Origin of the sequence: Streptomyces sp. NPDC048191, assembly GCF_040652655.1 — a bacterium.
Lineage (GTDB): Bacteria > Actinomycetota > Actinomycetes > Streptomycetales > Streptomycetaceae > Streptomyces.
This window is the reverse complement of record NZ_JBEZMO010000020.1, coordinates 1-24,228: the sequence shown is the minus strand read 5'-3', so window position 1 is coordinate 24,228 and position 24,228 is coordinate 1. Positions and strand designations below refer to the sequence as shown.

The 24,228-nt window shown below is 70.7% G+C and carries 24 protein-coding genes; 15 read left to right on the top strand and 9 right to left on the bottom strand.

All coding sequences use genetic code 11. From position 1 onward, the window contains the following. Positions 1–110 precede the first annotated feature (110 nt). Entirely contained in the window at positions 111–407 is a 297-nt protein-coding gene (locus AB0D93_RS28125; RefSeq protein WP_003997302.1) for a DUF4193 domain-containing protein, read from the top strand. A 13-nt stretch (positions 408–420) separates the two neighbouring features. Further along, positions 421–1,335 carry a hypothetical protein gene (locus tag AB0D93_RS28120; protein ID WP_362124767.1) on the top strand — a complete coding sequence of 305 codons (915 nt, stop codon included), beginning with the start codon at positions 421–423 and terminating at the stop codon, positions 1,333–1,335. Between the two features lie 15 nt (positions 1,336–1,350). Here the strand turns inward: AB0D93_RS28120 and AB0D93_RS28115 are convergent, their stop codons facing one another. Next, complete coding sequence (locus AB0D93_RS28115; protein WP_362124763.1) at positions 1,351–1,815, bottom strand: DUF3093 domain-containing protein; 465 nt, start codon at positions 1,813–1,815, stop codon at positions 1,351–1,353. Between the two features lie 58 nt (positions 1,816–1,873). Here AB0D93_RS28115 and AB0D93_RS28110 point away from each other — a divergent pair, with 58 nt between their 5' ends. The 8 genes from AB0D93_RS28110 (at position 1,874) to AB0D93_RS28075 (ending at position 9,267) form a co-directional block, all read left to right on the top strand. After that, positions 1,874–2,458 carry a PaaI family thioesterase gene (locus tag AB0D93_RS28110; protein ID WP_362124760.1) on the top strand — a complete coding sequence of 195 codons (585 nt, stop codon included), beginning with the start codon at positions 1,874–1,876 and terminating at the stop codon, positions 2,456–2,458. After that, on the top strand, positions 2,455–3,006 hold the full coding sequence (gene dut / locus AB0D93_RS28105) for a dUTP diphosphatase (RefSeq protein ID WP_362124757.1): 552 nt from the start codon (positions 2,455–2,457) through the stop codon (positions 3,004–3,006). The genes AB0D93_RS28110 and dut overlap by 4 nt, the downstream gene beginning before the upstream one ends. 1 nt (position 3,007) lies before the next feature. After that, positions 3,008–3,772, top strand: coding sequence for a DUF3710 domain-containing protein (locus AB0D93_RS28100; protein ID WP_362124754.1), 765 nt, complete (start codon positions 3,008–3,010; stop codon positions 3,770–3,772). Positions 3,773–3,956: 184 nt separating this feature from the next. After that, complete coding sequence (locus AB0D93_RS28095; RefSeq protein ID WP_362124751.1) at positions 3,957–4,649, top strand: ABC transporter ATP-binding protein; 693 nt, start codon at positions 3,957–3,959, stop codon at positions 4,647–4,649. 124 nt (positions 4,650–4,773) lie between these two features. Then, positions 4,774–7,332 (top strand): sensor histidine kinase KdpD, encoded by a 2,559-nt coding sequence (locus AB0D93_RS28090; protein ID WP_362124748.1) that lies wholly within the window; start codon positions 4,774–4,776, stop codon positions 7,330–7,332. Continuing rightward, complete coding sequence (locus AB0D93_RS28085) at positions 7,326–8,045, top strand: response regulator (RefSeq protein WP_362124745.1); 720 nt, start codon at positions 7,326–7,328, stop codon at positions 8,043–8,045. Before AB0D93_RS28090 ends, AB0D93_RS28085 begins: the two co-directional genes overlap by 7 nt. Positions 8,046–8,088: 43 nt before the next feature. Beyond that, positions 8,089–8,487: an OB-fold nucleic acid binding domain-containing protein gene (locus tag AB0D93_RS28080; protein ID WP_362124743.1), complete on the top strand. Its 399-nt coding sequence runs from the start codon at positions 8,089–8,091 to the stop codon at positions 8,485–8,487. Positions 8,488–8,490: 3 nt separating this feature from the next. After that, the gene (locus AB0D93_RS28075) at positions 8,491–9,267 is read left to right on the top strand and encodes a DUF3159 domain-containing protein (RefSeq protein ID WP_362124740.1); all 777 of its coding nucleotides are present in this window, start codon (positions 8,491–8,493) and stop codon (positions 9,265–9,267) included. 60 nt (positions 9,268–9,327) lie between these two features. On the opposite strand, the gene AB0D93_RS28070 is transcribed toward AB0D93_RS28075, so the two are convergent. The 3 genes from AB0D93_RS28070 to AB0D93_RS28060 form a co-directional block, all read right to left on the bottom strand. Next, positions 9,328–9,999 carry a TrkA family potassium uptake protein gene (locus AB0D93_RS28070; RefSeq protein WP_362124737.1) on the bottom strand — a complete coding sequence of 224 codons (672 nt, stop codon included), beginning with the start codon at positions 9,997–9,999 and terminating at the stop codon, positions 9,328–9,330. Then, the gene (locus AB0D93_RS28065; protein WP_362124735.1) at positions 9,999–10,670 is read right to left on the bottom strand and encodes a TrkA family potassium uptake protein; all 672 of its coding nucleotides are present in this window, start codon (positions 10,668–10,670) and stop codon (positions 9,999–10,001) included. The genes AB0D93_RS28070 and AB0D93_RS28065 overlap by 1 nt, the downstream gene beginning before the upstream one ends. Positions 10,671–10,814: 144 nt before the next feature. Further along, positions 10,815–10,943, bottom strand: coding sequence for a hypothetical protein (locus tag AB0D93_RS28060; RefSeq protein ID WP_362125076.1), 129 nt, complete (start codon positions 10,941–10,943; stop codon positions 10,815–10,817). A 161-nt stretch (positions 10,944–11,104) separates the two neighbouring features. Between AB0D93_RS28060 and AB0D93_RS28055 the strand changes: the two genes are divergently transcribed. Together AB0D93_RS28055 and AB0D93_RS28050 are read left to right on the top strand one after the other, a co-directional pair. Next, positions 11,105–13,156, top strand: coding sequence for an APC family permease (locus tag AB0D93_RS28055; protein WP_362124732.1), 2,052 nt, complete (start codon positions 11,105–11,107; stop codon positions 13,154–13,156). A 129-nt stretch (positions 13,157–13,285) separates the two neighbouring features. Then, positions 13,286–14,614 carry a TRAM domain-containing protein gene (locus AB0D93_RS28050; RefSeq protein WP_362124729.1) on the top strand — a complete coding sequence of 443 codons (1,329 nt, stop codon included), beginning with the start codon at positions 13,286–13,288 and terminating at the stop codon, positions 14,612–14,614. Between the two features lie 337 nt (positions 14,615–14,951). Here the strand turns inward: AB0D93_RS28050 and AB0D93_RS28045 are convergent, their stop codons facing one another. Continuing rightward, a complete protein-coding gene (locus AB0D93_RS28045) occupies positions 14,952–16,019 on the bottom strand; it encodes a hypothetical protein (protein ID WP_362124726.1) in 1,068 nt (355 codons plus the stop codon). Between the two features lie 135 nt (positions 16,020–16,154). Between AB0D93_RS28045 and AB0D93_RS28040 the strand changes: the two genes are divergently transcribed. Then, positions 16,155–18,152, top strand: a complete 1,998-nt coding sequence (locus AB0D93_RS28040; RefSeq protein WP_362124723.1) for a BTAD domain-containing putative transcriptional regulator — start codon at positions 16,155–16,157, stop codon at positions 18,150–18,152. Between the two features lie 105 nt (positions 18,153–18,257). Here the strand turns inward: AB0D93_RS28040 and AB0D93_RS28035 are convergent, their stop codons facing one another. From AB0D93_RS28035 to AB0D93_RS28020, 4 genes are all read right to left on the bottom strand, one after another. Further along, positions 18,258–18,971 carry a DUF4097 family beta strand repeat-containing protein gene (locus AB0D93_RS28035; RefSeq protein ID WP_362124720.1) on the bottom strand — a complete coding sequence of 238 codons (714 nt, stop codon included), beginning with the start codon at positions 18,969–18,971 and terminating at the stop codon, positions 18,258–18,260. Between the two features lie 90 nt (positions 18,972–19,061). Further along, on the bottom strand, positions 19,062–19,487 hold the full coding sequence (locus AB0D93_RS28030) for a hypothetical protein (protein ID WP_362124717.1): 426 nt from the start codon (positions 19,485–19,487) through the stop codon (positions 19,062–19,064). Positions 19,488–19,609: 122 nt separating this feature from the next. Continuing rightward, positions 19,610–19,879, bottom strand: coding sequence for a hypothetical protein (locus AB0D93_RS28025; protein WP_362124714.1), 270 nt, complete (start codon positions 19,877–19,879; stop codon positions 19,610–19,612). Then, on the bottom strand, positions 19,876–20,244 hold the full coding sequence (locus tag AB0D93_RS28020) for a helix-turn-helix domain-containing protein (RefSeq protein WP_362124712.1): 369 nt from the start codon (positions 20,242–20,244) through the stop codon (positions 19,876–19,878). Before AB0D93_RS28020 ends, AB0D93_RS28025 begins: the two co-directional genes overlap by 4 nt. A gap of 186 nt (positions 20,245–20,430) precedes the next feature. Between AB0D93_RS28020 and AB0D93_RS28015 the strand changes: the two genes are divergently transcribed. Beyond that, on the top strand, positions 20,431–20,649 hold the full coding sequence (locus tag AB0D93_RS28015; protein ID WP_362124709.1) for an MbtH family NRPS accessory protein: 219 nt from the start codon (positions 20,431–20,433) through the stop codon (positions 20,647–20,649). Between the two features lie 60 nt (positions 20,650–20,709). Next, positions 20,710–24,228 (top strand): amino acid adenylation domain-containing protein (locus AB0D93_RS28010; RefSeq protein ID WP_362124706.1); only part of this gene is annotated, 3,519 nt, incomplete at its 3' end.

Here is a 24,228-nt window from a genome sequence, read left to right as displayed (position 1 = left end):
AACAGACCTTGATGTGAGGCAAAATCTCCGCCTCAGGTCGGGCACAAGTCCGGCCTCTCACGCGTTACGTGCGCTGGAGACACCGCAGACACCCAGAGGGGGAGAGCGATATGGCAACCGATTACGACACTCCACGCAAGACCGACGACGACGTCGACTCGGACAGCCTCGAAGAACTGAAGGCCCGGAGGAACGACAAGTCCACCTCGTCGGTGGACGTCGACGAGTTCGAGGCCGCAGAGGGCCTCGAGCTGCCCGGCGCCGACCTTTCGAACGAGGAGCTGGCCGTCCGGGTGCTGCCCAAGCAGCAGGACGAGTTCACCTGCATGAGCTGCTTCCTGGTGCACCACCGCAGCCAGCTGGCCCGGGAGAAGAACGGTCAGCCGATCTGCCGCGACTGCGACTGAGGACGGGTCGGCCGTGTCTGGCTCGACCCCTCCAAGGAAGCGCCGCTTCTCCCTCGGGAAGGCGGACGAAGGGCCGCTGGACGGCCCGCAGGGCGCGCGTGACGACGAGCGGGGCTCACCGGACGTGGTGGCCCCGCTCGAACCGGCGACACACCGGGCGGACCACCCGGCGCCGGTGCGGCAGCCCGCGCCCGTCGCCAGGCGACGGGCCGCGGTGATGCGTGACAGAGCCCGGGACCTGGCCCGGGAAGGGGCCCGCAGGGGCGGCAGCCGCGCCCGCGCGGGTCTGGCCTACCTCGCGGACCGGATCATCGAGATCGCCCCGCGTGTCCCCGTACGCGACCTCGCTGCCCTGCGCAGACAGTTCCCCGGTCTTGGACCCGAGGAGCTCGCGGACAAGCTGGTGGCGGGCGCGGTGGCCGGCACCTCGACGGTCGGGGCCGGGATCGGAGCGGCGGCCATGCTGCCCATGCCGCCGGCCATGCCCACCGAGCTGGCCACGGAGATCACCGGGGTCGCGGCGATCGAGCTGAAGCTGATCGCCGAGCTGCACGAGGTCTACGGCGTACGACCGCCCGGCAACCTCCGGACCCGCAGTACCGCGTATCTGTCCTCCTGGTCGGGGGAGCGCGGCATCGACGTGATGAAGCCGTCCACGTACGACACGGCCCTCGGCGGCCGCATGAAGCGCGAGCTGCGCCAGCAGATCATGAAGCGGATGGTCCGGGACCTGCCCAACCTCATGCCGTTCATGGTGGGCGCCGCGGTCGGGGCGGTCATGAACCGCCGTGACACCAGGAGGCTCGCCGCCCGCATCCGGGCCGACCTGCGCAAGATCCAGGTTCCCTGGGAGGAGCTGGAGGAGCTGCCGCCGCTGGAGAAGCCGGCGGAGCCCCTGCGGCTGCGCGACCTCCCCGAAGAGCTCTAGACGTTCCCGGGAGCTCTAGGCCTTCGCCGTCCGCGCCGCCTCGATGGCCGCCGCCAGCCGCTCCGGCTCCCGCGTGGACAGATACAGGTACGGCGTCGGGTCCTGCGGGTCGGTGACCTGCACCCGCAGCGCCGTGGGGATGTAGGCCCGCAGCAGCAGGAACGCGCGCGTATCGGCCTTGTAGGTCCGCCAGGCCCGGGCCTCCTCCGGATCCAGCACCTCCGAGTCGCCCAGCGCCGACACCGGGATCTTCGCCTCGCCCGCGATCAGCGAGTCACCCACGACACGGATGCGCGGGGAGCCGTACGCACTGGCGACCACCGCCGCCGCGGCCGTACCGCCGACCAGGCCGCCGAGCAGCGGCAGGGTGCCGAACGGAAGCAGGATCAGGGCGAACGAGACGCCCACGAGGAAGCTGATCAGCCACCACGAGCGGGGGGCGGTGAGGCGTTCTTCGTAGGGGGTGGCGGAGGGCTGCATGGAGCCAAGCTTGGCACGGGATCCGAAACTCCCCGACGCGCGGGTAAGGTCTGCGCCTGTGAGTGGTAGTTCCGCAAGCCTTCAGCCCCCCGCCGACGCGGTGAAACCGGTACGGCATCCCGACGCGCCCGCGCCCGGGGAGTCCCTCGGCGCCCACTACGAACACTGTTTCGGCTGCGGCCCCGGGCAGTCGCACGGGCTGCACCTGGAGGCCCGCGCCGGCGAGGGCGTCTCGCTGACCGCCGAGTTCACCGTCCAGCCCGCCCACCAGGGCGCCCCGGGCCTCGCGCACGGCGGAGTGCTGGCCACGGCCCTCGACGAGACCCTCGGCTCGCTGAACTGGCTGCTGCGGACCATCGCCGTCACCGGCCGGCTGGAGACCGACTTCGTGCGGCCCGTTCCGGTGGGCACCACGCTGTACCTGGAGGCCGAGGTCACCGCCGTCGCCGGACGGAAGATCTACTCCACCGCCACCGGACGCATCGGCGGCCCCGACGGACGCGTCGCCATCCGTGCCGACGCCCTCTTCATCGAGGTCAAGGTCGACCACTTCATCGACCACGGCCGCGAGGAGGAGATCCAGGCCGCCATGAGCGACCCGGACCAGATCAGGCGCGCCCGCGCCTTCGAGGTGAACCCGTGAGCCGTGGCCCCCTCGACGTGCTCATCCGGCGCGTCGACCCCGACGTACCGCTTCCGGCGTACGAGCACCCGGGCGACGCCGGAGCCGATCTGCGCACCACCGAGGCGTGCGAGTTGAAGCCCGGGGAACGGGCCGTACTGCCCACGGGGGTGTCGATCGCCCTGCCCGAGGGGTACGCGGCCTTCGTGCATCCACGCTCCGGCCTGGCCGCCCGCTGCGGTGTCGCCCTCGTCAATGCCCCAGGGACGGTTGACGCCGGGTACCGTGGGGAGATCAAGGTGATCGTGGTGAATCTCGACCCGCGCGAGTCCGTGCGGTTCGAGCGCTTCGACCGGATTGCCCAACTGGTCGTCCAGCAGGTCGAGAAGGTCCGCTTCCATGAGGTGGCGGAGCTTCCCGACTCGGCGCGGGCCGAAGGGGGCTTCGGGTCCACCGGTGGTCACGCCGCGGTGGGCGGCGAGAGCGGCACAAGCGGTCAGGCCGCCGAGGGCGGTCCGACGGGTGGGAATCGATACGCTTCGGTCGTATCCGACCGGGAAGGACAGTGACGTGTTCGGACGTCGCAAGAAGAAGGGTGCCGCCGAGGACGCGGCCGGCGAGGCCGAGCAGGTCGTCGACAGCGTCGACACCGAGGCGGACGAGGAAGTGGAGGCCGGGCGCGAGCGCGTCCGGCTGGAGCCCGAGCCCCGGCCCGACGGGCCGTGGGACAGCACCGAAGTGCGCGACCCGGCCGAGGGCCGCGTCGACCTCGGCGGACTGTTCGTCCCCGGCGTCGACGGCATGGAGCTGCGCGTGGAGGTCGCCGGTGACGCCATCGTCGCGGCGACCGTCGTGCTGCGCGACAGCGCCGTCCAGCTCCAGGCCTTCGCCGCACCCAAGCGCGAGGGCATCTGGGGCGAGGTTCGCGAGGAGATCGCCTCCGGCATCACCCAGCAGGGTGGCATCGTCGACGAGGTCGAGGGACCGCTGGGCTGGGAACTGCGCGCCCAGGTGCCGGTGCAGCTGCCCGACGGCACCGGCGGCTTCCAGGTCGTGCGGTTCGTCGGCGTGGACGGCCCGCGCTGGTTCCTGCGCGGTGTTATCTCCGGCCAGGGCGCCGTGCAGCCGCAGGCCGCGGGTCTGCTGGAGCAGATCTTCCGCGACACGGTCGTGGTCCGCGGCGAGGGCCCGATGGCGCCCCGCGACCCGATCGTCCTCAAGCTGCCCAACGACGCCCAGATGGTCCCCGAGGGCGTCCAGCAGGAGGAGGGCTCGCGCTTCTCCGGCGGGATGGGGCAGCTGCAGCGGGGCCCGGAGATCACCGAGGTCCGCTAGTAGCTCCGCCCTGGTTCAGCAGGGGTACACGGGCCGCGCCTTCGAGGGGTGCGGCCCGTTTTTGCGGGTGCGCGCCGCCGGGGTGCGCGTCAGGGCCGGGCGCGAGTCGGCTGTGGCTGCTCGCGCGGTTCCCCGTGCTCCTTTCGGGGCGCCATACTGGCGCACAGCCGATGGGGGAGGCGCCGTGAGCGGTGTGATCACCGAGACCATGGTTCGGGTCGAGGACGTCCACAAGTCGTACGGGCGCGGTGCCGCCGTCGTCCATGCCCTGCGCGGGGTCTCCCTGGAGGTGCGGCGCGGTGAGCTCGTCGCCCTCAAGGGCCGCTCGGGCTCCGGCAAGACCACCCTGCTGAACATCGTCGGCGGGCTCGACACACCCGACCGGGGCCGGGTGGAGGTCGACGGGCTGCGGCTGGGGGAGCTGGGCGAGAGCGAACTGCTGCGGCTGCGCCGGGACCGGATCGGTTTCGTCTTCCAGTCCTTCGGGCTCATCCCGATCCTCACCGCGGCCGAGAACGTCGGCGTACCGCTGCGGCTGCGCCGTGCCGACCCGCGCGAGCGCGAGGAACGCGTCGAGCTGCTGCTGTCCCTCGTCGGGCTTGCCGGGCACGCGGCCCAGCGCCCCGGCGAGCTGTCCGGCGGCCAGCAGCAGCGGGTCGCCATCGCCCGCGCCCTCGCCAACCGCCCGGCGCTGATCGTCGCCGACGAACCGACCGGCCAGCTCGACGCCGAGACCGGGCACGCCGTCATGGAGCTGTTGCGGGCCGTCGTCCGCAGCGAGCGGGCCACCGCGCTGGTCGCCACCCATGACGCGACCCTGCTGGACCTGGCCGACCGGGTGCTGGAGTTGAGCGACGGCGAGATCGTCGAGCACTGAACCGGCCGGCTCGTCAGGGTTGCGTCAAAGTTGCCCGTCGCCCGCCCCTCTGTCCCGTTCGCCGTGATTGTTGGCCGTAAGGTCGACGCTGCGTAGGCGGCAGTCACGGGAAGACAATGGAGCCATGGCACGCGGCAAGCTTCGGATCTACCTCGGTGCGGCACCCGGCGTGGGCAAGACCTACGCCATGCTCTCCGAGGCGCACCGCCGCGTGGAGCGGGGCACCGACTGCGTCGTGGCCTTCGTCGAGCACTACGGCCGGCCGCGCACGGAGGTGATGCTCCACGGCCTGGAGCAGGTGCCGCGCAGGCAGCTGGAGTACCGGGACACCACCTTCGGTGAGATGGACGTCGACGCCGTGCTGCGCCGGGCGCCCGCCGTCGCCCTGGTGGACGAGCTCGCCCACACGAACGTCCCCGGCTCGCGCAACGCCAAGCGCTGGCAGGACGTCGAGGAGCTGCTCGCCGCCGGCGTCGACGTGGTCTCGACCGTCAACATCCAGCACCTGGAGTCACTCGGCGACGTCGTCGAGTCCATCACGGGCGTACGGCAGCGGGAGACCGTCCCGGACGAGGTGGTCCGGCGGGCCGACCAGATCGAGCTGGTCGACATGTCCCCGCAGGCCCTGCGCCGCCGCATGGCCCACGGCAACATCTACAAGCCCGACAAGGTCGACGCGGCCCTGTCCAACTACTTCCGGCCCGGCAACCTCACCGCCCTGCGCGAGCTGGCGCTGCTGTGGGTCGCCGACCGGGTGGACGAGTACCTCAACGAGTACCGCAGCGAGCACCGGGTCTCCAAGATCTGGGGCTCGCGCGAGCGGATCGTGGTCGGCCTGACCGGCGGCCCCGAGGGACGCACGCTGATCCGCCGGGCCGCGCGGCTGGCCGAGAAGGGCGCCGGCGGGGAAGTCCTCGCCGTGTACATAGCGCGCAGCGACGGGCTGACCTCGGCCTCCCCGAAGGAACTGGCCGTCCAGCGCACCCTCGTGGAGGACCTCGGCGGCACCTTCCACCACGTGGTCGGCGACGACATACCGGTCGCCCTGCTGGACTTCGCGCGCGGTGTCAACGCCACCCAGATCGTGCTGGGCTCCTCACGCCGCAAGGCCTGGCAGTACGTCTTCGGGCCCGGCGTCGGCGCCACGGTCGCCCGCGAGTCCGGCCCCGACCTCGACGTGCACATCGTCACCCACGAGGAGGTCGCCAAGGGACGCGGACTGCCCGTGGCCCGCGGCGGACGACTCGGGCGGGCCCGGATCATCTGGGGCTGGGGAGTGGGCCTGATGGGCCCCGCGGTCCTCGCCGTGCTGCTGAACACGGTCGACCTCGGGCTCGCCAACGACATGCTGCTGTTCCTGGCGGTCACCGTCGCCGCCGCGCTGCTCGGCGGCCTGCTGCCCGCCCTGGCCTCGGCGGCCTTCGGCTCACTGCTGCTGAACTACTTCTACACCCCGCCCCTGCACCGGCTGACCATCGCCGACCCCAAGAACATCGTCGCCATCGCGATCTTCTTCGGCGTCGGCATGTCGGTCGCCTCGGTGGTGGACCTGGCCGCCCGGCGCACCCACCAGGCCGCCCGGCTGCGTGCCGAGTCGGAGATCCTCTCCTTCCTCGCCGGGAACGTGCTGCGCGGTGAGACCAGCCTCGAGGAGCTGCTGGAGCGGGTCCGGGAGACCTTCGCGATGGAGTCGGCCGCGCTGCTGGAACGGGCGAGCGACGTCGAGCCGTGGACCTGCGCCGGGCGCGCCGGGTTCGGGCGCCCGCTCCAGCGGCCCGAGGACGCCGACGTCGACATGCCCGTCGGCGACCACATGGCGCTCGCGCTGACCGGCCGCGTGCTGCCCGCCGAGGACCGCCGGGTGCTCGCCGCCTTCGCCGCGCAGGCCGCCGTCGCCCTGGACCGCCGGCGCCTGCAGGAGGAGGCCGACCAGGCCCGCACGCTCGCCGAGGGCAACCGCATCCGCACCGCCCTGCTGGCCGCCGTCAGCCACGACCTGCGCACCCCGCTGGCCGGCATCAAGGCCGCCGTCTCCTCGCTGCGCTCCGACGACGTGGCCTGGTCCGAGGAGGACCAGGCGGAGCTGCTGCAGGGCATCGAGGAGGGCGCCGACCGGCTCGACCACCTCGTCGGCAACCTCCTCGACATGTCCCGCCTGCAGACCGGCACGGTGACCCCGATCATCCGCGAGATCGACGTGGACGAGGTGGTCCCGATGGCCTTGGTCGGCGTGCCCGAGGACAGCGTCGAGCTGGACGTGCCCGAGACCCTGCCGATGGTCGAGGTCGACCCCGGGCTGCTGGAGCGGTCCGTGGCCAACCTGGTGGAGAACGCGGTCAAGTACAGCCCGAAGGGGCGCTCCGTGCTGGTCTCCGCCAGCGCCATCGCCGACCGGGTCGAGGTGCGGGTGGTGGACGGCGGCCCGGGCGTGCCGGACGAGGCCAAGGACCGGATATTCGAGCCGTTCCAGCGGTACGGTGACGCCCCGCGCGGCGCCGGAGTCGGGCTCGGCCTGGCGGTCGCCCGGGGCTTCGCGGAGGCCATGGGAGCCACCCTCAACGCCGAGGACACGCCGGGCGGCGGACTCACCATGGTCCTCAGCCTGCGCGCGGCAGGATCGCGTCCCGAGCCCCTCGAAGCGGGCCGGGACAGCGCAGAACCAGAAAGGCAGACCCTATGCTGAGCCCGAATGGGGGTACCCCCCCAACCCCCACGAGGGTGCTCGTGGTCGACGACGAGCCGCAGATCGTGCGCGCCCTCGTGATCAACCTCAAGGCGCGCAAGTACGAGGTCGACGCGGCCCCCGACGGCGGGACCGCCCTCGAACTCGCCGCCTCCCGGCACCCCGACGCGGTCGTGCTCGACCTGGGCCTGCCCGACATGGACGGCGTCGAGGTGATCAGAGGCCTGCGCGGCTGGACCCGGGTGCCCATCCTGGTGCTGTCCGCCCGGCACTCCTCCGACGAGAAGGTGGAGGCGCTGGACGCGGGCGCCGACGACTACGTCACCAAGCCGTTCGGCATGGACGAGTTGCTGGCCCGGCTGCGCGCGGCCGTACGCCGGGCCGAGCCGGTCGGGCCCGGCGAGGACGACCTGACGAGCGTCGAGACCGAGGGCTTCACCGTCGACCTCGCCGCCAAGAAGGTCAACCGCGCCGGCAAGGACGTCCGGCTCACCCCGACCGAGTGGCACCTGCTGGAGGTGCTGGTCCGCAACACCGGCCGCCTGGTCAGCCAGAAACAGCTGCTGCAGGAGGTGTGGGGGCCGTCGTACGGGACGGAGACGAACTATCTGCGCGTGTACATGGCCCAGCTGCGCAGGAAGCTCGAGACCGACCCGTCGCATCCCCGGCACTTCGTCACGGAGCCCGGAATGGGCTACCGGTTCGAGAAGTGAGCTGGGCTACGGCACCGTCGGTGCGTCCCGGTACGCTTCAGGTATGAGTGCTGTTCCTCGTTCCGAAAAGCCGGCCGGCCGGTTCCGGCGCATGCTCGACCGGCTCTCCTCGTCGCAGGAGGACCTGGAGTCCGAGGAGCTGCGCGTGGACGCCGAGACGGCGGGCTGTACGAAGATCGGTGACTGCCACGACCGGCAGATCGTCACCGTAACTGGTACCTTGCGCACGGTCACCCTGCGTCCGCGTGCCGGGGTCCCGGCGCTGGAGGCCGAGCTGTTCGACGGCTCCGCCGCGCTGGACGTGGTGTGGCTCGGCAGGCGTTCCATCGTGGGCATAGAACCGGGGCGCAAGCTGATCGCATCGGGCCGGATCTCCATGAGCCGTGGCCGCCGGGTGCTCTTCAACCCCAAGTACGAACTGCGACCCCTCGGACGGGAGTAGCCGGTGACGTCCCTCGACAAGCCGACCGAAGGCACCGACCAGAGTCAGCCCGACGCGGCCGGTGACGCCCGCGCGGTGACCGAGGCCGCGCTGTTCGAGGCGTTCGGCGGTGTCCGCGGCATGGTCGAGACGGTCGTGCCGGGCCTGCTCTTCGTCGCGATCTTCACGGTCAACAAGAACCTCCACATGTCCGCGCTCGCCGCGCTGGCCGTGTCGCTGGTTCTCGTCGTGGTCCGGCTCGCCATGAAGGACACCGTCAAGCACGCCTTCAGCGGGGTCTTCGGTGTGGCCTTCGGTGTGGTCTTCGCGATGTTCACCGGCAACGCCAAGGACTTCTACCTCCCCGGCATGCTCTACACGCTGGGCCTGGCGCTGGCCTACATCTTCACGACCTTGGCCGGCGTGCCCCTGATCGGTCTGATCCTCGGCCCGGTCTTCAAGGAGAACCTCTCCTGGCGCACCCGCAACCCCGGCCGCAAGAAGGCCTACGCGAAGGCCAGTTGGGCCTGGGGCCTGATCCTGCTCGCCAAGTGCGCGATCCTCTTCCCGCTCTACTGGTGGTCCGACACCGCCAAGCTCGGCTGGGTCCTGATCGCCCTGAAGATCCCGCCGTTCCTGCTGGCGGTCTGGCTCACCTGGGTCTTCCTCGCGAAGGCGCCCGCGCCGATCGACGTGTTCGCGGAGATGGAGGCCGAGGAGAAGGCGGAGCAGGAGCGCAAGGCCGCGCTGGCCGCCGAGGGCGGCGAGCAGGCGGGCGGACGGCACCGCCGCGGGGCGTAGACAGCCGTCGTACGACGAAAAAGGGCGCCCTTGTCAGCAAGGGCGCCCTTTCCCGCAGGCTCAGCCTTCTTCCCGGCGCACCGACAGCAGCTCCTCCAGCTGCTCCTCGCGGGCCTGGGCGGCCACGAAGAGGAGTTCGTCGCCCGGCTCCAGGGAGTCCTCCTTGGACGGGGTCAGGACGCGGGTGCCGCGGATGATCGTGACCAGGGAGGTGTCCTCGGGCCACTCGACGTCGCCGACCTGGGTGCCGGCCAGGGCCGACTCCTCCGGCAGGGTCAGCTCGACGAGGTTGGCGTCGCCGTGGCTGAAGCGGAGCAGGCGGACCAGGTCACCGACGCTCACCGCCTCCTCGACCAGGGCGGACATCAGGCGCGGGGTGGAGACGGCCACGTCCACGCCCCAGGCCTCGTTGAACAGCCACTCGTTCTTCGGGTTGTTGACGCGGGCGACGACGCGCGGGACGCCGTACTCCGTCTTCGCGAGCAGCGAGACGACCAGGTTGACCTTGTCGTCGCCGGTCGCGGCGATGACGACGTTGCAGCGCTGCAGCGCGGCCTCGTCCAGGGAGGTGATCTCGCAGGCGTCGGCCAGCAGCCACTCCGCCTGGGGCACCCGCTCCACCGAGATGGCGGTCGGGGCCTTGTCGATGAGCAGGACCTCGTGGCCGTTCTCCAGCAGCTCGCCCGCGATCGAGCGGCCGACGGCGCCGGCTCCGGCAATGGCGACCCTCATCAGTGACCGCCCTCCTCTTCAGGGCCCTGGGCGAACGCCGCCTCGACCTTCTCGACGTCGTCCGACCGCATCATCACGTGCACGAGGTCGCCCTCCTGCAGGACCGTCTGCGAGGTCGGCAGGATCGCCTCGCCCAGGCGGGTCAGGAACGCCACGCGGACGCCCGTCTCCTCCTGCAGCTTGCTGATCTTGTGGCCGACCCACTGCGTGGAGGCGTGCACCTCGGCGAGCTGCACCCCGCCGGTGGGGTCCCGCCACAGCGGCTCGGCACCGGAGGGCAGCAGCCGGCGCAGCATCTGGTCCGCCGTCCAGCGGACCGTCGCCACGGTGGGGATGCCGAGGCGCTGGTAGACCTCGGCACGGCGCGGGTCGTAGATACGGGCGGCCACGTTCTCCACGCCGAACATCTCGCGGGCCACGCGCGCGGAGATGATGTTGGAGTTGTCACCGCTGGAGACGGCGGCGAAGGCGCCCGCCTCCTCGATGCCCGCCTCGCGCAGGGTGTCCTGGTCGAAGCCGACCCCGGTGACCCGGCGACCCCCGAATCCCGGGCCCAGCCGGCGGAAGGCGGTGGGGTCCTGGTCGATCACGGCGACCGTGTGGCCCTGTTGCTCCAGGGTCTGGGCAAGAGCGGAGCCCACTCTTCCGCAGCCCATGATGACGATGTGCACGACCGTCCTTCCGGTGTCCAAAAGTTACTGCTCAGCATCAGGGTCTCAGACCGACGCCCAAAGCTACACAGGGGCGCCGGGGGTGGGCACCCCCGTGCGCGGGTTCGCCGTGATCACCGTCCGCGATCATGCGCGTGAGCGGCGTCAGTGGTCCCCGTCGGCGATCACCGGGGGCGGGCGGCGGCGAGTGATGCTGCGCACGCTGCACAGGGTCAGGATTCCGAGGCCGAGCAGGGCGAGGGTCGCTCCGATCAGCTCCGCGGTGGCGGGCATAGGTCCTCCGAGGTGCGACGACATGCGGGATCTGCCATCTAGGCACGGGGAGCGCGCGGACCACGGAATCCGCAGTAACGTGCGCCTCTGATTTCACTCGTGAGGCAGATCCGGGATGCCGGGTGGGCGGCAGCCTGTTCGAAGGCCTACGATCCTCTGTCGTGTCCAAACTGACCGACGTGCCCAAACGGATCCTGATCGGGCGCGCACTGCGCAGTGACCGGCTGGGCGAAACGCTCCTGCCGAAGCGCATCGCACTCCCCGTCTTCGCCTCCGACCCGCTGTCCTCCGTCGCCTACGCGCCGGGGGAGGTCCTGCTGGTCCTGTCCATCGCGGGCGTGTCGGCGTACCACTTCAGCCCGTGGATCGCCGTCGCGGTCGTGGTGCTGATGTTCACCGTGGTCGCCTCCTACCGGCAGAACGTCCACGCGTACCCGAGCGGCGGCGGCGACTACGAGGTCGCCACGACCAACCTCGGCGCCAAAGCCGGTCTGACCGTGGCGAGCGCCCTGCTCGTGGACTACGTCATGACCGTCGCCGTCTCCATCGCCTCCGGCATCGAGAACCTCGGCTCCGCGATCCCCTTCGTCGTCCAGCACAAGGTGCTGTGCGCGGTCATCGTGATCGTGCTGCTGACGCTGATGAACCTGCGCGGCGTGAAGGAGTCCGGCAAGCTCTTCGCGATCCCGACGTACGTGTTCGTCGGCGGCGTCTTCATCATGATCGCGTGGGGTGCCGTCCGGGGCCTGATCCTCGGCCACACCATGCGAGCACCGACCGCCGACTACCACATCAACGCCGAGCACCAGGGTCTCGCGGGCTTCGCGCTGGTCTTCCTGCTGCTGCGGGCCTTCTCCTCGGGCTGTGCGGCCCTCACCGGTGTCGAGGCCATCTCCAACGGCGTCCCGGCCTTCCGCAAGCCCAAGTCGAAGAACGCGGCGACCACGCTCGCCCTGATGGGCCTGCTGGCCGTCACCATGTTCTGCGGCATCATCGCCCTCGCGATGACGACCAAGGTCCACATGGCCGAGAACCCGGCCGTCGACCTGATCCACAACGGCCACCCGCTCGGCTCCGGCTACGTCCAGAACCCGGTGATCTCCCAGGTCGCCGAGGCGGTCTTCGGCAAGGGCAGCTTCCTGTTCATCGTCCTCGCGGCGGCGACGGCCCTGGTCCTGTTCCTGGCGGCGAACACGGCGTACAACGGCTTCCCGCTGCTCGGCTCGATCCTCGCCCAGGACCGCTACCTCCCGCGCCAGCTGCACACCCGCGGCGACCGGCTCGCCTTCTCCAACGGCATCGTGCTGCTCGCCGGCACCGCGGCGCTGCTGACCGTCATCTACGGCGCTGACTCCACGCGGCTGATCCAGCTGTACATCGTCGGCGTGTTCGTGTCCTTCACGCTCAGCCAGATCGGCATGGTCCGGCACTGGAACCGGCACCTGCGGGTCGAGAAGGACCAGGCCAAGCGCCGCCACATGATCCGCTCCCGTGCGATCAACGCGTTCGGCGCCTTCCTGACCGGCCTGGTGCTGGTCGTGGTGCTGATCACCAAGTTCACGCACGGCGCATGGGTGGCCGTGCTCGGCATGTGCATCTTCTATGCGACCATGACCGCGATCCGTAGGCACTACGACCGCGTCGCCGAGGAGATCGCCGCCCCCGAGGAGCCGGACGACGACCTCGTCCGCCCGTCCCGGGTGCACTCGGTCGTCCTGATCTCCAAGATCCACCGCCCGACGCTGCGCGCCCTGGCCTACGCCAAGCTGATGCGCTCGGACACCCTGGAGGCCCTGACGGTCAACGTCGACCCGGCCGAGACCAAGGCGCTGCGCGACGAGTGGGAGCGGCGCGGCATCGACGTACCGCTGAAGGTCCTGGACTCGCCCTACCGGGAGGTCACCCGCCCGGTGATCGAGTACGTCAAGGGCCTGCGCAAGGAGTCCCCGCGCGACGCCGTCTCGGTGATCATCCCCGAGTACGTGGTCGGCCACTGGTACGAGCACCTGCTGCACAACCAGAGCGCGCTGCGCCTGAAGGGCCGCCTGCTGTTCACACCCGGCGTGATGGTCACCTCCGTGCCCTATCAGCTGGAGTCCTCCGAGGTCGCCCGCAACCGTGCCCGCAAGCGGCAGGAATGGAGCGCACCGGGTGCGGTCCGACGCGGTCCGGCGGCGGAGCGGCCCAAGGAGCCGTCGACAGCCAAGGACTGAGCGCCGCGCCCCCGGTCCGGAGCACCGGGCCCGGGGCCGCGGCCCGCGGTGAGCGGCCGGACGACAGCCACGTAGACTGGTGGGCTGTTGTCCGGCCGTTTCCCGTTCCCGATCTGGAGTCACCCCGCCATGCAGGCAGAACCGAAGAAGTCGCTGGTCGGGGAGGAGTACGAGGTCGAGATCGGCCCGGTCGCCCACGGCGGTCACTGCATCGCCCGTACGTCCGAGGGGCAGGTGCTGTTCGTCCGGCACACGCTGCCGGGCGAGCGGGTGGTGGCGAGGGTGACCGAGGGCGAGGAGGGAGCCCGCTTCCTGCGCGCGGACGCCGTACGGATCCTGGAGGCGTCCAAGGACCGCATCGAGGCCCCCTGCCCCTTCGCCGGACCGGGACGCTGCGGTGGCTGCGACTGGCAGCACGCCAAGCCGGGCGCCCAGCGCCGGCTGAAGGGCGAGGTGATCGCCGAGCAGCTCAAGCGGCTCGCGGGCCTCACCCCCGAAGAGGCCGGCTGGGACGGCACGGTGGTGCCGGCCGAGGGCGACAAGCTGCCCGCGGGTCAGGTCCCGCAGTGGCGCACCCGCGTGCAGTACGCCGTCGACGCCGAGGGCCACGCGGGCCTGCGCCGCCACCGCTCGCACGAGGTCGAACGCATCGACCACTGCATGATCGCGGCGGAGGGCGTCAGCGAGCTGGGCATCGAGCGGCGCGACTGGACCGGAATGGAGACGGTCGAGGCGATCGCGGCGACCGGCTCGCAGGACCGCCAGGTGATCCTCACCCCGCGCCCGGGCGGCCGGCTCCCGCTGGTCGAACTGGACAGGCCGGTGTCGGTCCTCCGGGTCGACGAGAAGTCCGGCGGGGTGCACCGCGTCCACGGCCGCCCCTTCGTCCGCGAACGCGCCGACGGCCGTACGCACCGGGTGGGCAACGGCGGTTTCTGGCAGGTCCATCCGAAGGCGGCGGACACCCTGGTGACGGCGGTCATGCAGGGCCTGCTGCCCCGCAAGGGCGAGATGGCCCTGGACCTCTACTGCGGAGTGGGCCTGTTCGCGGGGGCGTTGGCCGACCGCCTCGGTGAGCAGGGCGCGGTCCTCGGCGTCGAGTCCGGCAAGCGGGCGGTCGAGGACGCCCGCCACAACCTCGCGGACTTCCCCCGGGTCCGCATCGAACAGGGCAAGGTCGAGTCGGTCCTGCCGCGCACCGGCATCACCGAGGTCGACCTGATCGTCCTGGACCCCCCGAGGGCCGGCGCGGGCCGCGACACGGTCGCCCACCTCACCTCCCTCGACGCGCGCCGCATCGCCTACGTCGCCTGCGATCCCGCCGCACTGGCCCGTGACCTGGCGTACTTCCGCGAGGGCGGATACCGGGTGCGGACACTGCGGGCGTTCGACCTGTTTCCGATGACGCATCATGTGGAGTGCGTGGCGATTCTTGAGCCCGCAGCAAAGGGACTCTGACCTGCTGATTCTGACGGAGCGTCAGGTGATGGTTCCTGGCGGGAATTCTGTCCAGCGACCGTCTCCAGGGAGTCTCGGAGATCGTGCGGAATGCCGAGGGCCTTGACGCCACGGACGTAGGCATTCTGATAAAGGAACGGGAACTCCTCGTCGCCCACGACGTCAGTCCCGTACGGATGCCGGACGTTCTGGCCCTGGCGATGCGCTGGCTGACAAGCAAAGCAGAGCAAGCGGATTCCACCGGCAAGGTTCGGGTTCGGCCTGGGGGGGGCGCACGGACGCATTCACTCGTGGTGCTTTGCGGCCCGATCCTGTCCGGCCCCGACCGGTCCCGTGTTCAGTTGCAGTGCCAGAGTGCCGGGAGATCGGCGGACTTGCCGCCGTCGACCGGTGCGGAGCCGGCGATCGTGGAGTCGGTGGTGATGGTCGTGAGGGAACCCCGGCCGTCGAGGGCGGGCTTGGCCTGGGTGAGCTGCCAGAGGTTGGTCTTGCCCGTGCCGAGGATCAGGCCGTCCGCGTTGATGGCGGTGGCGTCCTGGCCGCCCGGCAGCTTCTTGGCCTTACCGTCCTTGTCCCACAGGACGGCGAAGTAGCCGAAGTCGGCGGTGAGGCCGTGGCCTACGAGGCGACCGTCGGAGATCGCCGAGACGGCGGCGTTCGGCGCACCGGACGGAAGCGGCAGGGCCTTGGCGACGCCGTCCCGCCACACGTACGGGCGCCAGGTGCCCGCGGGGTTGGACACCGCGGTGACGGCGACCGTGCCGTCGGTGTCGACGCCCTCCACCTCGCTGCCGCGCGGGAAGCCGGTGGGCTCGAGCACAGTGCCGGGCTTGTCGGCGGGCCACATGTACACCTTGGTGTAGTTGTTGTCGTCGGCACCGTACCCGTAGCCGTAGATGTCCCCGTGCTCGGTGACGGCCGCCGCGACGACGTCGTGCGCCCCGGCGGGAACGGGAAGGCGCTCGAGCTTGCTCCCCCGGGAGCGGACGGGATAGTTCTCGGTCTGGGGCCAGCCCTCGGTGCTGCCGACGACCTTCGTGGCCCCGCCGACCACCGTGCCGCTGCTGTTGACGCCGCGGACCCAGAGGCCGTCCTCGGCGTCCGCCACGGTGCCGAGGTCGGTGTAGGCGCCGCCGGTCCACAGTGCGGCGTGCTTCTTCGTGCCGCTGGAGCCGCTCGGGACCTCGACCGTGCCCGCGTAGACGCCCGTGCCGGCCGTGGCGGTGACGGTGCCCGCGGTGACGTCCTGGCCCACCGGCAGGTGCGTGGGCTGCCGGTAGCCGCAGGCGGCCCCGCCGGCCTGCGCGGCCGGGGCCGCCTGGGCGGCGGGCGCGAGGGCCGTGGTACCGGTCGCGGTCAGTGCCGCAGCGAGGAGGGAGGTGGCAATGCGTTGCTTGTTCGGCACCTGAGACATCCTTTGCAAAGCGCAAAATACGTCTCTCAAGCATTGGCATCGGTCCTATATATAACCCATACCGCAGCTATAGCTGCCCGTTCGGTCTGCAACTACCACCCCCGTCGGGGAACCGATGACCGGTATATGATCTTGGGTGTCTGCCGTTCAGGCAGGCCAAGGATCGGTTCGTGGGGGAACGAAATGCGATTTCATGTCATGGGGCCGATCGAGGTATGGAGAGAAGGCCGAGAAGTAGAGCTGCAAGGCTCGAAAATCACGACCGTTCTGGCCGTCCTGGTGCTGTCGAGGGGCCGGGTCGTCTCCGACACCGTCCTCGCGGACCTCCTGTGGGGCGAGGCCCCGCCTGCCACGGCCCAGGCGCAGATACAGACCTATGTGTCCCGGCTGCGCGGTCTGCTGGGGCCCGAGGTGCGGATCGAGCGGCAGCGGCCGGGGTACCGCATCAGCAGCAAGTTGCACAGCCTTGATCTGGTGGAGTTCGAGCAGCTGACCGCGCTCGGACGCCACGCAACGGCTTCCGGCCGCCCTGACCAGGCGTCCGCGCACTTCACCGCCGCGCTGGCGCTGTGGCGAGGCCCTGCGCTCGCGGGAGCCAGCGAGTTCCTGCTCTCGGCCGAGGGGCCGCAGCTGGAGGAGGCGCGCCTCGTCGTCCTCGAGGACCGTATCGACGCGGACCTCGAGGACGGCCGGCACGCCGAACTGATCGCCGAGTTGATGGCCCTGGTGAGCGCCCACCCGCACCGGGAACGGCCCCGCGCACAGCTGATGTGCGCGCTGCACCGCTGCGGCCGGCTCGTGGAGGCCCTGGAGGTGTATCACGAATACCGCAGGCTGCTGGTCAACGACTTGGGACTGGAGCCCGGCAGACTGCTCCAGGAGGTGCACCACAGGGTGCTCACCGACGACTCGACGCCGTCGTCGGGCCAGGAGAGCGGATCATCGCGCGGTGTGTTGTCGTCCGTGTCCGTGGCCCAGGCCGCTCCGACGGTGACCGCGAAGCCCGTGTTCGAGGCCGGGCCGGCGCGCGGCGGCACACCGGCGGTTCCGCCGGCGCAATTGCCGCCTCCTCCCGCGGATTTCACCGGCCGTACGGCCGAACTGGACGAGGTCTGCACGTGGTTGGCGAACCGGGACGACCACGAGGGCGCTCCGGCGGTCTGTACGGTCCTGGGCATGCCCGGCATCGGCAAGACCGCGCTGGCGCTCCACGCGGCGCACCGGCTGCGGACCCAGTACCCGGACGGGCAGGTGTACATCGACCTCGACGCGGCCAACCGGTCGGCCGGGCCCGCCGGGACGTTGCGCGACCTGCTGGGCGCGCTCGGCGTCGACGCCGCCGCGATGCCGGAGAGCCTCGGTGAGCTCGCCCGCTACTACCGCAGTTGTGTCTCCGGGCGCCGCCTGCTGATCGTCATCGGCAACGCACGGAGCGAGGACGAGATCCGTCCTCTGCTGCCTGGTACATCCGGCTGCGGAGTGCTGGTCACCAGCCGCGGCCGACTGGCCGCATTAGAAGGTGCCCGCAGCGTGATCCTCGGTGAACTGAGCCACGAGGAGTCCTTGGAGCTGCTGACCCGGATCGTCGGCCCGCGACGTACGGCCCGCGAGCCGCAGGCGGCGTCCCGCATCGTCGAGCTGTGCGCCGGTCATCCGCTCGCCGTGCGGGTCAGCGGTGCCAGGCTCGCGGCCCGGCCGCACTGGACGCTCGCCAGACTGGCCGGCCGACTGGCCGATCAGGACCGCATCCTGGACGAACTCGAGCTGGGCGACCTGCGGGTCAGGGCGCGGATCGAGGAAACCTACGCGGCGTGCCGCGAGGACGCGCGACGCACACTGCTGGCCCTCGCGACGCTGGGTACCTCGCCGTTCCCGCTGTCCTTGGCCGTCTTGGCCGTCGGCAAACCGGCCGAGGAGACACAGAACCTCATCGACGAACTCGTCGACCACCACCTGCTCATGGTTCACGACGACGCCGAGGACTGCTACCGCATGCACCCGCTGACCTGGGTCATGGCCTGGGAGCACGCTCATGCCGAGGGCATGGAGCCGCTGCGCGTCGACGACACCGTCGTGCCGTGCGTTCCGGCCGGCGGAGTCGGTCACCCCCTCAGCGCGGCCTGACACGGCCGACCGTCGGTGGCCTTCGGCCGCCGCCCGCGACCGTCTGCGGCTGAGCCCGGAGAGGGCTCAGCCGCAGGGTCGTCCCCGTCGGGGGTTACGGGGACGTCATCCGGCGGAGAGGACGCTGACATCTCCGCCGTCGGTGTGGGCCTTGATCTTGTGCGGGGAAGCCGGGTCGGTCTTCACCGCGACCTTGCGGTCCCCGCCGTCCGTCTGCGCGGTCACGGCGTACGTGCTCTGCGGCAGGCGGACCGTGACGTCGCCGCCGCCGGACTCCACCCTCACCTGGTCGGGTACGGCGGCGAAGGAGGCGGAGGCGTCGCCTCCGTCCACGAGGGCGGTCACCGTCTTGGCACTGGACTCCGAGACCTGCACGGACCCGCCCTCGGACTTGGCGTAGGTGGTACCGGACAGGCCGCGGACGGTGATCTCGCCGCCGCCGAGCGTGAGATGGGCCGCGACCGCCGCAGGCACCTCCACCCGGTACTTCACGCTGCACTTGTCGGCGTCGGCGCCGCAGCCGGGGTTCTTGAGCAGCAGCTCGCCACCCTTGACGGAGTGTTCGGTCCGCGGCTTGCCGTCGCTGTACTCGTACTTCTCGGTGACCTTGACGGCGCCGCTGTTGCCACCGACGACTTCGATGGATCCCGCATAGTCGTCGACGCGCAGCGACGTGACCTTCTCGGTGACCTCGTAGGACTTCTCACCGCTCTTGGGCGGCGTCAAGGAGCAGGCCGTCGCCAGGGAGGCGGTGACCGCGCACAGCGCGGCCAGCTTCGCGGCGTTGGTGAGACGGGAGGATTGCGACGTGGTCGTCATGGCAGTGGAGTTCCTCATGCAGTGCTGGAAGCGGTGACGGGACGAGACCGTCGGACGGACGGCGCCGAGGCGTTCGCGCGCTGCCGGCGGTCAGCTCTCGCGCGCCTTCAGGCGCCAGGGCGAGCCGTCGGCGAAGGCCGCGACGTGTTTGAACCGACCGGTGGTCTCGGCGACCCAGAAGCGGTTCGCGACGATGATGGGCGGGACCGGCAGTACCCTTCGTGGCTGCCGGAAGGCGACGTGCACGTCCTCAACATGGCGGGGAACCTTTCCCCAGGCGACGGTCCAGTGCTGCCCGTCCCGTTCACCGTGGCACGCGTCGCGCAACAAGGTGGGAGCGAGGAAGGACGACACCATGGCATCCACGCAGTCGCCCGCGCTGTCGTAAACTGCCAGTGAGGTACGCCTCTCGCTGCTCCGGCCGATCCGCAGGGACCAGCCGCTGAGCGGGAGGGACAGTTTCCTCATGTCGGTGCCGGCGAAGCCGTCGTCGATGGACTTGCTCTTGAGCAGCACGGGCTGCTCTCCCTTCTCGGAGAGATGCGCTTGACGGGATTCGTCCCGAGACGAAGACGCGTGTTTCTCTGACCTGGGTCGTCGGGTGGCCGCCCGGCGACCCAGATTTCTTTACGGGATCTCTACTCGATCTCCTTGAGGGACCTTTCCACAGAGGCCACGCGCGCACTGATGTCCGTGAGCTGTGCGGCGATCTCGCCGAGCTTCTGATCCGTCAGTTCCTGTGCCGTCACGGACAGTTCGGTCAGCCGCTGGTACTCCTGCTCCCGCGCCAGCTGAGCCTTGGCCCGTGCCGTGGCGCCCGACTGGCGTATGGCCACGATCAGGACCGGCACGATGAGGACGAGCGATCCGAGAGTCCAGACGACGGCGTCCGGATCGTAGAACGTCACAACTGCTCCTTCTGATTGCTTTCACCGTCTGACGCGCCCTCGAAATGCAGCGTTTCGGCAGCGGTCGCGATGGACTGCGGTGTGATGTGGAAGGCGAAGGGCGTCGTCTCGTAGAACTTCATCGCCTTGCCGTCCTCGGAGAGTTCGAGTCTGGCGGATACGAGCCCTGCTGACTCCAGCTTACGAAGGTGGATCTGCAGCAGTGCCCTGCTGATGCCCAACTCTCGTGCGAGCCGGCTCACATAGTTGCGTTGCCGGGCGACAGCAGCCACGACCCGCATGCGGTGCGGGTTCGACAGCGCCGCCATGACCTGCACCAGATCATCGCCGGTCACACCGGTCTTCGCGGTGTTCCCCTTGCTCATGCCAACAGAAGTTAGCAGGTGCTAGATCATCGAGCAACTGCCCTTCGCCGCAAGGGCCTTCGCGAACGGCCACCCGGCGGCGGGACCAAGGGCCGGATATAGGGCCCGTATAGGACTGATATGCCGCAGTGCAGGGACGGGGTGAGTGAATCGCCCCACCTACGAATCCTGCGAGGAGTTCATTCCATGGCTGAAGAGCGGACCGATGACCGCACCTACCGCGTCGTGCTCAACCACGAGGAGCAGTACTCGATCTGGTGGATCGACCGGGACCTGCCCGCCGGCTGGCGCGCCGAGGGCAAGGAAGGCACCCGGGAGGAGTGCCTCGCTCACATCGACACCGTCTGGACCGACATGCGTCCGCTGAGCCTGCGCCGCCGCATGCAGGAACAGGCCGCCGCCTGACCCGCCCCGGTCCCGCACCGCTTGTCCCGCTCACCGCTGCTGATCACGCAAAGGAACACCATGTCCCCTGAGTCGCAGTCGGGCGACTTCTCCGACGAGAACGCGCTCACTCACGTACTCATCGCCGGCCAGGCCGCGGCCTCGCCCGCGCACACGGCGGTGATCTCGGGTGAGACCGCGCTGAGCTACGCCGAACTGGACGCACGGGCCAATCAGCTGGCCCACTTCCTGCGGGACAGTGGCGCGGGACCGGAAACGCTCGTCGCCGTCTGCATGCGGCGCGGCACCGACCTGCTGACAGCGCTGCTCGGCATCTGGAAAGCAGGCGCCGGCTACGTCCCCCTCGACCCGGGACATCCCCGGCAGCGCACCGAGTGGGTCCTGAACGACACCAAGGCCGCCCTCGTCCTCACTGACGAGGCGTCCGCCGACGCCGTACCCGGCGCCACGGCCCGCCCCCTCGTCATCGAGGCCGTCCGCGAACAGGTCGCCGCACAACCCACGAACGCCCCCGCTGTGGCCGTGGGTCCGCAGAACACCGCCTATGTGCTGTACACCTCCGGCACCACCGGCCGGCCCAAAGGTGTCGTGGTCAGCCACGCGGGTGTCGCCAACCTCAACCGCTGGATGGCCGGCACCCACCAGCTGACGGACACCGACCGCGTCCTGCAGAAGACGCCCCTCACCTTCGACGCCTCGTGCTGGGAACTGTTCGCCCCGCTGCTCGCCGGTGCCACCGTCGTCATGGCACCGCACGGAGCCGAGAGCGACCCCACGGCCCTCGTCCGTGCCGTCGCCGCCCACAACATCACCGTCCTGCAGGTCGTACCCTCCGTCCTCAGGCTCCTGATCGAGGAACCCGCCTGGGCGGACCGCACCGCGCTGCGCCTGGTCCTCTCCGGCGGCGAACCGCTGCACGCCGAACTCGTCCAGCGGCTGCTCCAGAAGACCGACGTCGAGGTCTGGAACAGCTACGGCCCCACCGAGTGCACGGTCAACGCCACCGAGCACCGTTACGACCCCGCCCAGACCGTCGGCTCCGTACCCATCGGCCGCCCCATCCACCACACCCGGGCCCTCGTCCTCGATCGCCACGGCATGCCCGTGCCCATCGGAGTCACCGGTGAACTCCACCTGGGCGGCCCCGGCGTCGCCCGCGGATACCTCGGCCGGCCGGGGCTGACCGCCGACCGCTTCGTCCCCGACCCGTTCGGCCACCCCGGCGAGCGGCTGTACCGCACCGGCGACCTCGTGCGCTGGCGTCCCGACGGCACCCTGGAGTACCTCGACCGCGTCGACCACCAGGTCAAGGTCAACGGCGTCCGCATCGAGCCCGCGGAGATCGAGGCCGCCCTCTCCGCCCACCCCGGCGTCCAGGAATGCGCGGTCACCGCGGCGAAGGCCGACGGCACGGCACGCCTCGTCGCCCACGTCCGCCACGACGGCCCTCTCGACCCCGCCGGGCTGCGCGCCTTCCTGCGCGACCGGCTCCCCGAGACCCACCTGCCGTCCCTCTTCCTCCAGCTCGACGTCTTCCCCCTCACCGCCAACGGCAAGATCGACCGCGCTGCGCTGCCCACCCCCGACCAGGCGCCCGCCACCGGACGGCCCACGCGCGTCGCGCCCCGCACCTCCGCCGAGCACACCGTCGCCGCCGCCTGGCGCGACATCCTCGGTACGGGCACGGGCCAAGGCGATGACGGACTCGGCGTCCTCGACGACTTCTTCCAGCTCGGCGGCACCTCCCTCCAGCTGACCCGGCTCGCCAACAATCTGCGTGCCGCATCCGGCGTGACCATCCCGCTGCGGGCCCTGCTCACCGCCACCACCATCGAGGCCCAGGCCCGGCTCATCGCCCCCGAAGCCACGGCCGACCGCCCCGTCGCCCCGACCTCCCGCGACGGCGCGGCTCTGCCGCTGTCCTTCGGCCAGCGACGCCTGTGGTTCCTCGACCGCATGGCACCCCGCAGCCCCGAATGGGTCACCGGCCTGTGGCTGCGCGTTCCCGAGGGCCTGGACGCCGACGCCGTACGACAGTGCCTCGACGTCCTTCTCGCCCGGCACGAAGTGCTCCGCACCACGTACGCCGCCGTCGACGGCGAGCCGGTGCAGATCCCCGCTGCCGACGGCACCCTGCCCGTACGCACCGTCGCGACCACCCGCGCGGAGCTCACCGCGACGCTGCGCGAAGAACTGTGCCAGGGCTTCGACCTGGTCACCGGCCCGGTGGCCCGGGCCCTGCTGGTCCGGCTGCCCGGCGAGCCGGACGGCCTGCTCCTCACCCTGCACCACATCGCCTCCGACGGCTGGTCCTCCGGCGTCCTGGAGCGCGAACTGCGCCGGCTCCTGACCGACCACGCCGCCCACCGCGCCACCGAACTCCCGCCCCTGCCCGTCCAGTACGCGGACTACGCCGTGTGGGAGCGGCAGCGGCTCACCGACGAGGTGGTGGAGGCGGAACTCACCCACTGGCGAGAGGTCCTCGACGCCATCGAGCCGCTGGCGCTGCCCACCGACCGGCAGCGCCCGTCCGTGCGCGACTCCCTCGGCGACAGCGTCCCCTTCACCGTTCCCGCCACCGTCGCCGAGAGCCTCACGGCCCTCGGCCGGCAGCACGGTGCGACGCCGTTCATGACCCTGCTCACCGCCTACGCCACCCTTCTGGCCCGGCACACCGGCCAGTGGGACATTCCCGTGGGCACGCCCACGGCGGGCCGTGACCGGCCCGAGCTCGAGGGCGTGGTCGGCTTCTTCCTCAACAGCCTCGTGCTGCGCTGCCGGCTCGACGGCGGCCTGGACTTCACCGAGGCCGTCCAGCGCGTCCGCAACGTCTGCCGCGACGCCTTCGCCCACGCGACGCTCCCCTTCGAGCGCCTGGTGGAGACCCTGGAACCCGAACGCGATCTGTCCCGCACGCCTCTGTACCAGGCCGCCTTCGACCTGCACGACGAGCTCTTCGGCGGATCGGCCGAGGCAGCCCAGGCGGTCGAGGTCGCCGAGGACCTGAGCGCCGTCCAGGAGGCACTGAGCGTCGCCAAGACGGACCTGACGCTCTACATGAAGCGGCAGCCCGACGGCTCGTTCGCCGGCAGCCTCGAATACGCCACCTCGCTGTTCGAGCGCGCCACCGTCGAGCGCATCGCCGCCCGCTACGTACGCCTGCTGGAAGCCTTCGCCGCCCAGCCGCACAGCCGCCTCGACGGGATCGACCTGCTGACACAGGAAGAGCGCGGCCGGCTCGCCGAGCGGGCCGCGGGCCCGAGCGCCGAGAGCGACGCCCTCTCCGTACAGGAGCTGGTGGAGCGGCAGGCGGTGGTGGTTCCGGATGCGCCGGCGGTGGTTGGTGTGGATGGGTGTTTGTCGTTTGCGGAGTTGGATGCGCGGGCGAATCAGGTGGCGCGTGTGCTGCGTGGTCTTGGGGTGGGTCCTGAGTCGGTGGTGGGTGTGCTGCTGGATCGTGGTGTGGGGTTGTTGGTGTGTCTGTTGGGTGTGTGGAAGGCGGGTGGGGCGTATGTGCCGCTTGATCCGTCGTATCCGGCTGGGCGTGTGGAGGCGATGTTGTCGGATGCGGGTGCGGGG

What these genes read in the sequence shown, in the direction of transcription:
- AB0D93_RS28060 (WP_362125076.1), bottom strand. Translation starts at nt 10,943, where the DNA reads ATGCCCGCCACCGCGGAGCTGATCGGAGCGACCCTCGCCCTGCTCGGC.
- AB0D93_RS28090 (WP_362124748.1), top strand. Translation starts at nt 4,774, where the DNA reads ATGGCACGCGGCAAGCTTCGGATCTACCTCGGTGCGGCACCCGGCGTG.
- AB0D93_RS28085 (WP_362124745.1), top strand. Translation starts at nt 7,326, where the DNA reads ATGCTGAGCCCGAATGGGGGTACCCCCCCAACCCCCACGAGGGTGCTC.
- AB0D93_RS28070 (WP_362124737.1), bottom strand. Translation starts at nt 9,999, where the DNA reads ATGAGGGTCGCCATTGCCGGAGCCGGCGCCGTCGGCCGCTCGATCGCG.
- AB0D93_RS28015 (WP_362124709.1), top strand. Translation starts at nt 20,431, where the DNA reads ATGGCTGAAGAGCGGACCGATGACCGCACCTACCGCGTCGTGCTCAAC.
- AB0D93_RS28035 (WP_362124720.1), bottom strand. Translation starts at nt 18,971, where the DNA reads ATGACGACCACGTCGCAATCCTCCCGTCTCACCAACGCCGCGAAGCTG.
- AB0D93_RS28040 (WP_362124723.1), top strand. Translation starts at nt 16,155, where the DNA reads ATGATCTTGGGTGTCTGCCGTTCAGGCAGGCCAAGGATCGGTTCGTGG.
- AB0D93_RS28050 (WP_362124729.1), top strand. Translation starts at nt 13,286, where the DNA reads ATGCAGGCAGAACCGAAGAAGTCGCTGGTCGGGGAGGAGTACGAGGTC.
- AB0D93_RS28115 (WP_362124763.1), bottom strand. Translation starts at nt 1,815, where the DNA reads ATGCAGCCCTCCGCCACCCCCTACGAAGAACGCCTCACCGCCCCCCGC.
- AB0D93_RS28125 (WP_003997302.1), top strand. Translation starts at nt 111, where the DNA reads ATGGCAACCGATTACGACACTCCACGCAAGACCGACGACGACGTCGAC.
- AB0D93_RS28020 (WP_362124712.1), bottom strand. Translation starts at nt 20,244, where the DNA reads ATGAGCAAGGGGAACACCGCGAAGACCGGTGTGACCGGCGATGATCTG.
- AB0D93_RS28080 (WP_362124743.1), top strand. Translation starts at nt 8,089, where the DNA reads ATGAGTGCTGTTCCTCGTTCCGAAAAGCCGGCCGGCCGGTTCCGGCGC.